Source organism: Streptomyces reniochalinae (genome assembly GCF_003323735.1).
In the GTDB taxonomy this organism is placed as follows: Bacteria; Actinomycetota; Actinomycetes; order Streptomycetales; family Streptomycetaceae; genus Streptomyces; species Streptomyces reniochalinae.
This window is the reverse complement of sequence record NZ_QOIM01000038.1, coordinates 341,525-354,008: the sequence shown is the minus strand read 5'-3', so window position 1 is coordinate 354,008 and position 12,484 is coordinate 341,525. Positions and strand designations below refer to the sequence as shown.

At 74.1% G+C, this 12,484-nt stretch carries 10 protein-coding genes; 6 read left to right on the top strand and 4 right to left on the bottom strand.

The genetic code is table 11. The features are described from left to right. Positions 1-33 precede the first annotated feature (33 nt). The 3 genes from DQ392_RS21025 to DQ392_RS21015 all read left to right on the top strand — a co-directional run bounded on the left by DQ392_RS21025 (position 34) and on the right by DQ392_RS21015 (position 2,250). Positions 34-645, top strand: coding sequence for an SAV_6107 family HEPN domain-containing protein (locus tag DQ392_RS21025; RefSeq protein ID WP_181856506.1), 612 nt, complete (start codon positions 34-36; stop codon positions 643-645). 76 nt (positions 646-721) lie between these two features. Beyond that, positions 722-1,498, top strand: a complete 777-nt coding sequence (locus tag DQ392_RS21020) for a methyltransferase (protein WP_114017186.1) — start codon at positions 722-724, stop codon at positions 1,496-1,498. A 335-nt stretch (positions 1,499-1,833) separates the two neighbouring features. Next, a complete protein-coding gene (locus tag DQ392_RS21015) occupies positions 1,834-2,250 on the top strand; it encodes a DUF3040 domain-containing protein (protein ID WP_114017185.1) in 417 nt (138 codons plus the stop codon). 427 nt (positions 2,251-2,677) lie between these two features. Here the strand turns inward: DQ392_RS21015 and DQ392_RS21010 are convergent, their stop codons facing one another. From DQ392_RS21010 to DQ392_RS20995, 4 genes are all read right to left on the bottom strand, one after another. After that, positions 2,678-5,062, bottom strand: coding sequence for a transglutaminase TgpA family protein (locus DQ392_RS21010; protein WP_114017184.1), 2,385 nt, complete (start codon positions 5,060-5,062; stop codon positions 2,678-2,680). Positions 5,063-5,127: 65 nt separating this feature from the next. Next, entirely contained in the window at positions 5,128-6,666 is a 1,539-nt protein-coding gene (locus DQ392_RS21005; protein WP_114017183.1) for a DUF58 domain-containing protein, read from the bottom strand. Next, positions 6,666-7,739, bottom strand: coding sequence for an AAA family ATPase (locus tag DQ392_RS21000; protein ID WP_114017182.1), 1,074 nt, complete (start codon positions 7,737-7,739; stop codon positions 6,666-6,668). Before DQ392_RS21000 ends, DQ392_RS21005 begins: the two co-directional genes overlap by 1 nt. A gap of 320 nt (positions 7,740-8,059) precedes the next feature. Then, on the bottom strand, positions 8,060-8,587 hold the full coding sequence (locus tag DQ392_RS20995; RefSeq protein ID WP_114017181.1) for a beta-class carbonic anhydrase: 528 nt from the start codon (positions 8,585-8,587) through the stop codon (positions 8,060-8,062). A 438-nt stretch (positions 8,588-9,025) separates the two neighbouring features. Between DQ392_RS20995 and rsmH the strand changes: the two genes are divergently transcribed. The 3 genes from rsmH to DQ392_RS20980 all read left to right on the top strand — a co-directional run bounded on the left by rsmH (position 9,026) and on the right by DQ392_RS20980 (position 12,478). Next, positions 9,026-9,952: a 16S rRNA (cytosine(1402)-N(4))-methyltransferase RsmH gene (rsmH, locus tag DQ392_RS20990; protein ID WP_114017331.1), complete on the top strand. Its 927-nt coding sequence runs from the start codon at positions 9,026-9,028 to the stop codon at positions 9,950-9,952. A gap of 31 nt (positions 9,953-9,983) precedes the next feature. After that, on the top strand, positions 9,984-10,370 hold the full coding sequence (gene ftsL / locus DQ392_RS20985) for a cell division protein FtsL (RefSeq protein WP_114017180.1): 387 nt from the start codon (positions 9,984-9,986) through the stop codon (positions 10,368-10,370). A gap of 284 nt (positions 10,371-10,654) precedes the next feature. Further along, positions 10,655-12,478 carry a peptidoglycan D,D-transpeptidase FtsI family protein gene (locus DQ392_RS20980; protein WP_425470567.1) on the top strand — a complete coding sequence of 608 codons (1,824 nt, stop codon included), beginning with the start codon at positions 10,655-10,657 and terminating at the stop codon, positions 12,476-12,478. Positions 12,479-12,484 lie beyond the last annotated feature (6 nt).

The window sequence follows — 12,484 nt, the reverse complement described above, 5'->3', positions numbered from 1 at the left end:
CCGGCTTCGACCGACGGGAGGTTGATTCACGTGATGCGACCTTCTCGGGGAGCGCGCCCCGCGCCCCCGCAGCCGACCACGCCCTCCACCCGCCACCACGGCACAGCCGGCCGGGCAGGTGCCGCCGAGGACATCCACCCGGTGCTCCGCCGAGCCACCGCTCCGCCCGCCGCGCTGGATCTGCTCGCGCAGGCGCAGCACGGGCTCGACGAGGCCGCCGAGAGCGAGACGGCCAACGAGTGCTACGCCGCCGCCCACCTCGCCGCCCTGCGCACGGCGGCCGCGGTGCTCGCCGTCCGCGGCCGGCCCGAGCTGGAGGCCGCCCGCAGGGGCGGCACCGCCCGCCGCCCACGGCGCCCCGCGATCCGCAGCGCCTGGGAGGTCCTGCCGGAAGTCGCCCCCGAACTCGCCGAGTGGAGCGCTTTGTTCGCCTCGGGCGCCCCGCGCCGGGCCCGCGCCGAGGCGGGGATAGCCGGGGCCGTCAGCAGGCAGGAGGCCGACGAGCTCGTCCACCACGCCGGCATGTTCCTGCGGCTGGTCGAGCGGATGCTCGTCTCCCAGCCCGCGCTGCCCCGTCCCCGCACCGCCCCCGCCGACGAGCCGCACGCAGGACCGGAGCACCCGCGCGACCGGCGTGCGGGATGAGACGCGCCCCGGCGGGGCGCCGACATCCGAGGCAATAGGGTGGAGGCCGCCCGTCACAGAGCCGAGGAGCAGCCGCATGTCCCGCCCGAGCGCAACCCTCCGTACAGCAGTGGTCTGGGACGTGCTGCGAGGCGCTCTCGACCAGCGCGCCGAACTCTCGGGCCGAACGGAGCTGGACGTGCTCGACACCGGCGGGGGCACAGGGAACTTCGCGGTGCCCGTCGCCCGCCTCGGACACCGGGTCACCGTGGTCGACCCGAGCCCCAACGCGCTCTTCGCCCTGGAGCGCCGCGTCGCCGAGGCGGGCGTCGCCGAGCGCGTACGGGGAGTGCAGGGCGATGTGCGCGGTCTCTTCGACGTCGCCGAGCGCGGCGGCTACGACGTGGTGCTCTGCCACGGTGTCCTGGAGTACGTGGACGACCCCGCCGAAGGGCTGGGCAACACCGTCGCGGCGCTGCGGCCCGAGGGCGGCACCCTGAGCGTGCTGGCGTCCGGGCTCGGCGGAGCCGTGCTGGCCCGCGCGCTGGCCGGGCACTTCACCGAGGCGCGGCACGCGCTCACCTCCCCGGGCGGCCGGTGGGGGGAGAGCGACCCCATGCCCCGCCGCTTCACCCCCGAGCAGCTCACCGCGCTGGTCACCGGCACCGGTCTGGAGGTCATCTCCGTCCACGGCGTGCGCGTCTTCGCCGACCTGGTGCCCGGCGCCCTCGTGGACACCGAGCCGGACGCGCTGGAGGCCCTCGCCAGGCTGGAGGCGACCGCGGCGGAACTGCCCGACTTCCAGTCGGTGGCCAGTCAGCTGCACGTGCTGGCGGAGGTGCCGCCGGGGGTGGCACCGGGTACGCCCGGCTGAGCGCGCCGCGCCTTCCCGCCGTCGCGCCGCGCCTTCCGGCCCTCGCTTCGGCATCCGAGCCGCCGGCTCCTCCGGGACAGGGCGGGCCGCGTCGTTCCGCTCGTTCTCGGCCGCCCGATCAGCGGCTACCCGCCGTATGATCGGGGTACACCGTCCGGCATGGCGGAAAGGTGGCGCGGGAATGTACGGAACACACCCCGGGCACCCCCCGTCCGTCATGTCGGGTGTGGTGGGAGGAACTGGCGTAGAGGGGCGGGTTTCACGGGGGCGATTCCCTGCCTATCCTTGAAGAGTCGCACCCGGTCGCCCCCGCGACCGACGAGTAGGAGGACTCCGTGCCGCTCTCTGAGCACGAGCAGCGGATGCTCGAGCAGATGGAGCGAGCGCTGTACGCCGAAGATCCCAAGTTCGCGACAGCGCTCGAGGGAAGTGAGCTGCGCCGGTACACCCGCAAGCGGGTCTACCAAGCGGTGGCGGGCTTTCTGGTGGGTATCGCGCTCCTCATGGCCGGAATGGTCGCTCAGCAGATCTGGATCAGCGTCGTCGGCTTCCTCGTGATGCTGGGCTGCGCCGTCCTCGCTGTGACCAGCTGGCGGAAAGCCCCCAAGCAGGGCGAGGGCCAGAGCCAGGATCAGGGGCAGGGGCAGACCGCGCAGGGCTCCCCGCGTCGGCAGCAGCCACGGGCTCGCAGGTCGATGATGACCCGGATCGAGGAGCGCTGGCAGCGCCGCCGCGACGAAGGGCAGCACTGAGCACGCGTCCCGTCCCCTCCTCGTCACCACCGCATACCTTCGCCACCGGCCGCAAGCCTCCGCCTGCCTCCGGACGGAAGCCGGGCGGCCGACTCCCCGCACGGCCCCTGGCGTGCCCGCCCCATCGGACGGCGGGCCGCGCCCGCCTCCCCGCACCCAGACCGCCCCGGCCCGGCCGGCCCTCCGGCCGCCGCGTGTCCGGGTAACGTCCGGGCAGCGCCCATTGAGGTGACCGGCCCGGTGCCGGACCCCCGCGGTGCCGCCTGCTCTTGCCGCCGGCCGCCTGCCGTTCGGCCCTGAGGCGCGGACACGAACGCCCGCGACGCACCGACCGGCTGGTACGGACACGAGCGGTACCCCACAGGTTCCGGGGAAGAGACGGTCCCCGCCCCCGGCCCGGCGAGCGAACCGGGAGGCGGCTACCCGCTCACTTGGCCGGCCGGAGGCGGAGTGCCCGGGTCCAGCGGGTGCCCAGGGCGCGGACGCGCTGCCCCGCCGCCGCCCGCAGTCGCGCCGTAGACGCGGGAAGCAGGAGGGCGCGGACCCGCAGGACCCGTGGGGCGGCGGCCCGCAGGCCCTCGCGTACCCGGCGTACGTCGTCCGACAGGCCCGGGGTCGCCCGGGGCACCGGCGCGTAGAGGACCTGTTCCACCGCGAGCGCCACCCGGTGCGCCGCGTCCGCCCCGGCGGGTGGCAGCTGACCGATCCGGGCCAGCCTCGCGGCGGCGTTCCGCGGGGTCGCGGAGTCCTGCGGGACGACGCCCAGGTCCCATCCGGTGTCGATCAGTTCCTGCCAGGCGTCGAGGACGCAGGCCGTCACGGCCGCGGGGTCGTCGGTGGTCCTGGGCCGCAGCCTGCGGGCGCGTCTGCGCATTCGCAGCAGCATCGGCAGCAACAGCAGCACCACCACCGCGAGCGCCGCGGCGAAGATCCCGACGAGGACGCCCACGGGGGTGCCGCCGTCGCGGTCTCCCGAGTCCGGTGGCGGTGCCGCCAGACCGCACTCGGGGTCGGCCTGCTTCTCCTGCGGGGTGCACTCGTCCGGCTGCGAGGGATTGGTGGAGGGCTGGTCGTTCTGGCCGCGGTCGGGCAGCTGCTCGCCCGGGTTCTCGTCGACGTCGGGAGCGTCGGGCTGCGCGTAGGAAGGGGTGGTGCCGCGGGTCGGCGTCGGCTCGAACCGGGTCCAGCCCACTCCCTCGAAGTACAGCTCAGGCCAGGCGTGGGCGTCCTGGAGACCGACCTCCATCTTGCCGTCGCCGCGCGCGGTGCCGGGCGTGAAGCCGACGGCGACCCGTGCGGGGATGCCGAGGGTGCGCGCCATGGACGCCATCGCGAAGGAGAAGTGGATGCAGAAGCCCTCCTTCTGCTCCAGGAAGTTGGCGATGGCGGCGGTGCCGCTGCCGGCCCGCACCTCGGTGTCGTAGGTGAACCCGCCGTCCTCGGCGAACCAGTCCTGGAGCCGCACCGCGCGGTCGTAGTCGTCCTCCGCGCCGCGGGTGACCTTGGCGGCGGTCTTGCGCACGACGTCGGGCAGGGAGTCGGGGACGGCGGTGTACTCGCGTTCGAGACCGGCGGGCGGCTCGGGCGCGTTGCGCAGCTGTTCGGCTGTCGGCCGCACCTGGAGGCTCTCGACCTGGTAGCGCAGATCGCGGGTGGTCTGGCCGTCGTAGCCGACCAGGGTGCGCCCCTCGGGCTCGAAGCGCCACTTGCCCTCGGCCTTCACCCGGTTGGCGGGGAACGGCATGGGCAGCCAGTCCTGCGCGTACCACTTGGCCGCCTTGATGGTGCTGCGCACCTTCGTGGCCCGTACGCCGGGGGAGAGGCCCTGCGGGGTGGGCATCGGGTCGGGGATCTCGCCGATGCGCCGTTCGGACGGCTTCCACGCGGAGCCGTCGAACTTGTCCAGCGCGACGATCCGCATGTAGAGGTCCTGCGTCTCCTCGCTGTCCGTCGAGTAGACGAGCGCGGTGCGGTTCTCGGGCTGGTTGAGGCTGTCCTGGAGGGCGACCAGCGGATTGACGGCGGAGACGGTGCCGCCGCCCTTCCTGCCGCCGCCGTCACCGTCGCCCACACCGTCCAGCAGCCCGCCGCTCAGCGAGGGCAGCGCGAGCGGCACCACGAGTGACAGGCCCAGCGCCACTACGCCGATCCGGCGCCCGGTGCGGACGGGGGCCACGGCTCCGCCGGGCCGGTCGGGGGCCGAGCCGGGGCGCGATCTTTCGGAGAACAGGCGGCCCCACCGGGAGAGCCGCTCCCGGCCCTCGGCGAGCAGGAGCAGCAGGTAGCCGGAGGCGGCGCACAGGAACCACAGCCAGCGGGCGCCGCCCTGGGAGAGCCCGGCGGCGACCGAGTAGAGGGCCAGCAGCGGCAGCCCGGCGGGGGCGGCGCTGCGGTAGGTGACGGCCAGTATGTCCACCAGCAGGCCGACGGCGAGTACGCCGCCGACGAGCATCAGCCGGATCCCGTCCGTGACGGGTGCGGGGATCGCGTACCGGCTCACGTCCCCGGCGCCCTGGGTCAGCAGGTCGGCGAACTGGACGAAGACCCAGGGGGAGGGCAGGAAGCCGCCCGGTGCGTACTCGCGGGCGAAGAGCACGGTGAGCAGCAGCACCGAGACGACGCACTGCGTCAGCACGGTCACGGGGCGGGCCAGCGGCACGCGGCGGGCGGCCGCGCCCACTCCGGTCTGCACGGCCACCAGCAGCGCGGCCTGGAGCAGCCAGGTCGCGGGGTCCACCAGCGGCAGCAGCGCGCAGGCCGCGGCCAGCGTGGCCAGCGCGGCACAGACGGCCAGCCGTCCCCGTCCGCTCATCACGTCCGCCCCCTCGTCACATCCGCCCCCTCATGCCGCTCGCCCCGTCCGTCCCCCGGCGCACGTCACTCCCGCACTCTCGCGCTCCGGGCGTCGGCCTCCTGCCACAGCGCGGGCAACGCCACCCCCGGGCCGCCGGCCAGCGCCGTCCATCCCGCCTCGCGCAGCACCCGCAGCGGCCCTTCCGCCGACGGGCCGGACTGGTCCGAGGGGCCGGAAGGACCGGACGGGCCGGACGCGGTGGGTGGCGAGCCGGCCAGGAACGCGACCGCCCGGCCGCTGCGCTGCCGCATGCGGGCCAAGGTAGCCGCCTGCTCCTCGTCCAGCGCTCCGAGGAACGCCACCAGCAGGCCCTCGTTCCCCGCGCCGCCACCACCGCGCCGCTGCGCGTCGTAGGCGCCTGCCAGCCCCGTTTCCTCGGAGTGCGTGACCACCGCGAGCGTGTCCAGCAGCAGGCCCGCCATGTCCGAGGGGTCGGCGAGGACCCCGCCGCCCTCCGCGGTGGGTGCGGTGGCGCCCGCGTCGGTCAGCAGCCGCACCGACCAGCCGTGCTCCAGCAGATGCAGGCAGACCGAGGCGGCGCCTGCCACCGCCCACTCGAACGGGGAGTCGGGCCCCGCGCCGGTGAACGCGGCGCGGCGGGTGTCCAGCAGCACGGTGCAGCGGGCCTGCTGGGGCTGTTCCTCGCGGCGCACCATCAGCTCGCCGTAGCGCGCGGTCGACCGCCAGTGCACTCGTCGCAGGTCGTCGCCGTGCCGGTAGCCGCGCGGAATCACGTCGTCGTCGCCCGCCAGCGCCACGGCGCGCTGCCGCCCCTCGCCGTAGCCGCCGGTCGCCGACGCGGGCCGGGCGGGCGGCAGCGCCTCGACGGGCGGTACCACGGTGAGCGTGTCGAAGGTGCTGAAGGAGCGCGTCAGCTCGCACATGCCGAACGGGTCCGTGAGCCGCAGCTGGAGCGGTCCCAGCGGGTAGCGGCCCCGCATGTCCGAGCGCACCCGGTAGGAGACCTCCCGCCGCCCGCCGGGCTCGACCCGGTCCAGCACGAACCGGGGGCGCGGGCCGAGGACGTAGGGCACCCGGTCCTGGAGCATCAGCAGCCCGGTGGGCAGCCGGGAGACGTTGTCGACGCGCAGGTGCACGCGCGTCTCCGTGCGCGCCGCCACCCGCGAGGGGGAGAGTCTGCGGTACCCGGTGACGCGGTGGCGGGTGCGGTGCAGCACGAGGACGCACACCAGCGGCAGCACGGCCAGCAGCACGCCGACCCGCAGCAGTTCCTCCTGGCCCAGCGCGTACGCGCAGACGGCGGCGGCCACGCCCGCCGCCAGGAACGACCGGCCGCGCGTGGTCAGCCCGGCGAACGCCTTGCGCAGCGAGCCCCGCCGCTCCTCCGCACGGCCCGCTCCGTCGCCGTCCCCCCTTCGCTGGTCCCCGCCATCCCCGTTCCCGCTCGCACCCGCGCTCTGCGAAGGCCCGGCACCCGAGCCGCCGTACGCGCCCGCGCCGCCGTACGGGCCGGCACCGCCGTACGGCCCCGAGCCGCTGTACGGCCCGGCTCCGGAAGCGGGGCCGCCGGGCGGCGCCGCCGGGGGCGGTCCGTGGGCCATCAATAGCCCCGGGGCTGCCCGGCCGGCGGCCGGCCCGGCTGCTGCGGCTGCCCGAAGGCGCCGGGCGGCGCACCGGCGCCCGGACCCGCCCCGTGCCCCGAACCGGAGCCGAGGGCGGGCACCGGCACCCGTTGCAGGATCTCGCCTACCACCTGATCCGCCGTACGCCGGTTCAACTGCGCCTGCGCGGTCGGCAGCAGGCGGTGGGCCAGCACGGGGACGGCCAGCGCCTGCACGTCGTCGGGCAGTGCGAACTCGCGCCCGGCCAGCGCGGCCGCCGCTCTGGAGGCGCGCAGCAGGTGCAGGGTCGCGCGCGGCGAGGCGCCCAGCCGCAGCTCCGGGTGCGCGCGGGTGGCGGACACCAGCTCGACCGCGTAGCGCCGCACCGGGTCCGCGACGTGCACGCGGCGCACCATCTCGATCAGCTTGACGATGTCGTGCGCGTGCGCCACCGGTTGCAGGTCCTCCAGCGGCGAGGCGCTGCCGTGCACGTCGAGCATCTCCAGCTCGGCGGACGGGCTGGGGTATCCGAGCGAGATCCGCGCCATGAACCGGTCGCGCTGCGCCTCGGGCAGCGGATAGGTGCCCTCCATCTCCACCGGGTTCTGCGTGGCCACGACCATGAACGGGTCGGGCAGCTCATAGGTCTGCCCGTCGATGGTGACCTGCCGCTCCTCCATCGACTCCAGCAGCGCGGACTGCGTCTTGGGCGAGGCGCGGTTGATCTCGTCGCCGATGACGACCTGCGCGAAGACGGCGCCCGGCTTGAACTCGAAGTCCTTGCGCTGCTGGTCGTAGACGCTGACTCCGGTGATGTCGGAGGGCAGCAGGTCGGGGGTGAACTGGATGCGGCGCACCGAACAGTCGACCGACTTGGCCAGCGCCTTGGCGAGCATCGTCTTGCCGACGCCTGGCACGTCCTCGATCAGCAGGTGCCCCTCGGCGAGCAGCACCGTCAACGAGAGCCGCACGGCCTCGGGTTTGCCCTCGATCACCGACTCGACACAGCGGCGCACGTCGCCCGCCGTGGCGCTCAGATCGCTCAGGTTCGCCCGTTCGTCATAGGTCGTCACCGGCCCTCCTCGGCCCCATCCCCGCTCGTACCACCCGCGCGTACGCCCCTCGCGTCCGCTCGACCTGGCCCTGCATTGTGCGCTGTTGCTCATTCTTCACGGCCACAGGGCCTTCCGTCACTCTCCCGGGGCATGCCCGGTACCGAACCGGACCGGTCCCGGCACCCGGGTCGGACCTTCCGGCCGCGGAGGGAGACGCCATTCCGGCCGCGGAGGGAGACGTCACTCCGGCCGCGGACGAAAGGCTCCACTCGGGTCGGGGCCGGCGGCTGCCGGGGGTGGCGGGCACCCCCGGCAGCCGAGGCGGACGGCGCCGGGTTTCAGCCGGGTGCGACCTCGCGCAGCCGCCCCGACGTCACGTCGAAGACGAAGCCGCGCACGTCGTCACGGTGCGGCAGGAACGGCGAGGTCCGCACCCGCTCGATCGACTGGCGCACGTCCTGGTCGAGGTCTTTGAAGGACTCGACGGCCCAGGAAGGGCGCTGTCCCACTTCCTGCTCCAGCTCGTGCCTGAAGTCCTCGGTCAGACCGAGCAGGCCGCACCCGGTGTGGTGGATGAGCACCACGGAGCGGGTGCCCAGCGCCCGCTGGCTGATGGTGAGGGAGCGGATGGTGTCGTCGGTGACGACGCCGCCGGCGTTGCGGATGGTGTGGCAGTCGCCGAGCTCCAGGCCGAGCGCGGCGTGCAGGTCCAGCCGGGCGTCCATGCACGCGACGACCGCGACCCGGCGCACGGGGCGCGCGTCCATGCCGGGGTCGGTGAAGGTGCTCGCGTACGTGAGGTTCGCCGCGACGAGCTGGTCCGTCGTCGAGGGGCTGGGCTCGGACTGAGGGGCGGATATCGACATGGGTATGACGTTAGCCCGCCCCGGCGCCGGCGGCCTGCCCGGAGCCGGGTGAAAGAAGGAACGGTGCACGTGGTTGTGAGGTAATACACAGGCCGGAGCCCCGTCTCACCCGTCCGGCGGGCAACACGTCCACGGATCGGGTGTCAGCCCCTGTCGGGACGCGCCTGGTCCCGTAGTTGACCGAGGGGACGAGTGGACTAAAGTGACGCGAAGTGGGAGGCAAGAACGCTCCCCAAGGACCCCGATTCCCCTCGCGCCCGCGGGCGCGCACGTGCGGCTCGGCCTCCTCCCGCTCCCGGCCGCCGGCGCTTCACGGCGCTGCGGCCACTCCCCTTCGAGCGGGCGGGGACCAAGGAGCACGTGCACGGTGCCCGCCAGATCTGAGAGGGCACAGTGACCACCAACGAGCGTCCCGTGGGCGAACTGCACAATCCCGTGATGCTCCGGCGCACGCTGGACCTGCTCGCTCCCGCGCTGGCCGAGCCCGGCGCGACCGTCCTCGACTGCACCCTCGGTCTCGGTGGCCACAGCCAGGCCCTGCTGTCCACCTTCCCCGCGGCGCGCCTGATCGGCCTGGACCGGGACACCGCCGCGCTGGAGCTGGCGGGCGAGCGCCTGGCCCCGTACGCCGACCGGGCGACGCTCGTGCACGCCGTCTACGACGAGCTGCCCGAGGTGCTGGAGCGCCTCGGCGTCCCCCGCGTCCAGGGCGTCCTGTTCGATCTGGGGGTCTCCTCCCTCCAGCTGGACGAGGCCGAGCGGGGTTTCGCCTACGCGCAGGACGCGCCGCTGGACATGCGCATGGACCAGACGACGGGTCCTGGCGCCGCCGAGGTGCTCAACACCTACGCCCCCGGCGACCTGGTGCGCATCCTGCGCGCCTACGGGGAGGAGAAGCAGGCCCGCCGCATCGTCGAGGCCATCGTGCGGGAGCGGGAGAAGGAGCCCTTCACGCGCAGCGCCCGGCTGGTCGAACTGATCCGCGACGCCCTGCCGCAGGCCGCCAAGCGCACCGGCGGCAACCCGGCCAAGCGCACCTTCCAGGCGCTGCGCATCGAGGTCAACGGGGAGCTGGCCGTGCTGGAGCGGGCGCTGCCGGCCGCACTGGAGGCGCTCGCTGTGGGCGCCCGTATGGTCGTGATGTCCTACCACTCGCTGGAGGACCGGCTGGTCAAACAGCTGTTCGCCGCCGGGGCGGCCAACACCGCCCCCGCGGGGCTGCCGGTGGTGCCGGAGCAGTACCAGCCGCGGCTGCGCCTGCTGACCCGCGGCGCCGAGCAGGCCACCGACGAGGAGATCGCCGAGAACCGCCGGGCCGCCCCGGCCAGGCTCCGGGCCGTCCAGCGCATCAGGGAGGCCACGTGACCACCCGCACGAGCGACCCCCGGGGGGCGAGGTGACCGCACAGCAGCGCCTCGCGCGCCTGGCCCGGCTGGTGCCGGCGGGCAGCGCACAGGCGGCCCGCACCCCCTTCGTCCTGCTGATCGTCCTGCTGCTGGGCAGCGGGCTGCTGGCACTGCTGCTGCTGAACGCCTCCCTCAACAAGGGCTCCTTCCAGCTGTCGAAGCTGGAGAAGGAGACCGAGGAGCTGACGGACCGGCAACAGGCACTCCAGCAGGAGGTGGACGGCTACTCCGCACCCGACCACCTGGAGGACCGGGCCCGCGAACTCGGCCTCGTACCCGGCGGCAACCCCGTCTTCCTGCGCCCCGACGGCACCGTGCTCGGCACACCGGGCGGCGGCGAGGACGGCGAAGCCGGCGCGGGGCAGGTGGGTCCGTGAGCGAGCGCCCCCGCGAACAGGGCCGTGGCGCCGGGCAGGGCCCGCGCAGGGTTCCCCGCCCGAGCAGCAGGGAACCGGGCCGCACCCCGCCGTCGAGGACAACCCCCTCGAACCGCGGCGCCGGATCCGGCCGGAGCGCATCGGGCCGGGGCGCTTCCGGCTCGGCCGCGTCCGGCACGGGCGCGGCCAGGGGCGCCCGCCAGGCCGCCGCGCGGCGGCCACCGCGTACCGGGGGCCGCCCCCCGCAGGGCGGCGGGGCCGGTGCCTCCAGGACGCTGCGGCTGGTGAACCCGCGCCCCCGGCTGCGGCTGGTCGCCGTCGCGCTGACCCTCGTCATGCTCGTCTTCACGGCCAGGCTGCTCCAGGTGCAGGCCGTGGACTCGGGCGCGTACGCGCAGAAGGCCGCCGTCAACCGGTACATCACCGTGCCGCTGGCGGCCGAGCGCGGCACCATCAGCGCGCGGGACGGCTCGGCGCTGGCGACCACGGTGGACGCCTACGACATCACCGCCGACCCGTTCCTGTTCACGCCGAAGCAGGCCAAGGTCGCCGACGCACCGGAGCGCGCGGCCAAGATCCTGGCCCCGCTGCTGGACGAGAGCCCCGCCGAGCTGGTGAAGAAGCTCTCCAAGCCGGACACCCGCTACGTGCTCCTGGCCCGCCAGCAGACCCCGCAGACCTGGCGGAAGATCAAGAAGCTCAAGCAGGAGCTCGCCGAGAAGGCGGCCGGCGCCTCAGGGAACGGGGGGCCGGGCGTGCTGGCGGGGGTCTACCAGGAGAAGCACGCCAAGCGCGTGTACCCGAACAAGCAGCTGGCCGCCTCCGTCCTCGGTTTCGTCAACAGGGAGGGCAAGGGCGGCGCCGGCGTCGAGGCGATGCTCAACCGGAAGCTCGCCGGCGAGAACGGCAAGATCACCTACGCCCAGTCGGGCGGCCGCCAGGTACCCACCGCGGGCGTCCGCGAGCAGGCACCCAGGCCCGGCGCCGACGTGGAGCTGACCCTCGACCGGGACATCCAGTGGGCCGCCCAGGAGGCGATCCGCGACCAAGTGGCGAAGTCGCACGCGGACAGCGGGTACGTCATCGTCCAGGACACCCGGACGGGACAGCTGCTGTCCATGGCCGGCGCACCGGTGTTCGACCCGAACGACATCGCCGGCGCGAAGGTGGACTCCTTCGGCAACCCGGCCGTGCAAGACGCCTACGAGCCCGGCTCCACCAGCAAGGTCATGTCGATGGCGGCCGTGCTGGAGGAGGGCAAGGCCACTGCGCGTACCGCGGTCACCGTACCCAACAGGCTCAAGCGCGCCGACCGCTCCTTCGCCGACGACATCGACCACCCCACCTGGCATCTGACGCTCAACGGCGTCCTGGCCAAGTCCAGCAACATCGGCACCATCCTGGCGACCGAGCAGCTGGGCGAGACGCAGAAGCAGGCCAACAAGGTCCTCCACAGCTATCTGCGCAAGTTCGGCATCGGGCGCCCCACGGGGCTCGGCTTCCCCGGCGGCACCAACGGCCTGCTGGAGAAGCCGGAGAACTGGAGCGCCTCCCAGCAGTACACGATCCCCTTCGGACAGGGCCTGTCCCTCAACGCGGTGCAGGCCGCCTCCATCTACTCGACCATCGCCAACGGCGGTCAGCGGATCGAACCCAGCCTGATCCGCGGCACCACGGGCCCCGACGGGCGCTACAAGCCCGCCGAGCCGCCCGCCAAGCGCCGCGTCGTCAGCGAGAAGACCGCGGGGACGCTCTCCAGGATGCTGGAGTCCGTCGTCTCCGACATGGAGGGCACCGGCACCACGGCGAAGATCCCCGGCTACCGCGTCGCGGGCAAGACGGGTACGGCCAACCGGGTGGATCCCAAGACCGGCCGCTACCACGGCTACACCGCCTCCTTCGCCGGGTTCGCACCCGCCGACAAGCCCCGCGTCACCGTCTACTGCGCCGTCCAGAACCCCAAGAAGGGCAGCTACTTCGGCAGCGACGTGTGCGGGCCCGTCTACAAGAAGGTCATGAAGTTCTCCCTCAAGACCCTCCAGATCCCCCCGACGGGGGCCAAGTCCGCGCGGCTTCCCGTGTCCGCGGAGAAGGACGAGAACGGCTGAGCCATG

Coding starts and splice junctions, on each gene's coding strand:
- DQ392_RS21005 (WP_114017183.1), bottom strand. CDS start 6,666: ATGGCCCACGGACCGCCCCCGGCGGCGCCGCCCGGCGGCCCCGCTTCC.
- DQ392_RS21020 (WP_114017186.1), top strand. CDS start 722: ATGTCCCGCCCGAGCGCAACCCTCCGTACAGCAGTGGTCTGGGACGTG.
- rsmH (WP_114017331.1), top strand. CDS start 9,026: ATGCTCCGGCGCACGCTGGACCTGCTCGCTCCCGCGCTGGCCGAGCCC.
- DQ392_RS21025 (WP_181856506.1), top strand. CDS start 34: ATGCGACCTTCTCGGGGAGCGCGCCCCGCGCCCCCGCAGCCGACCACG.
- DQ392_RS20995 (WP_114017181.1), bottom strand. CDS start 8,587: ATGTCGATATCCGCCCCTCAGTCCGAGCCCAGCCCCTCGACGACGGAC.
- DQ392_RS21010 (WP_114017184.1), bottom strand. CDS start 5,062: ATGAGCGGACGGGGACGGCTGGCCGTCTGTGCCGCGCTGGCCACGCTG.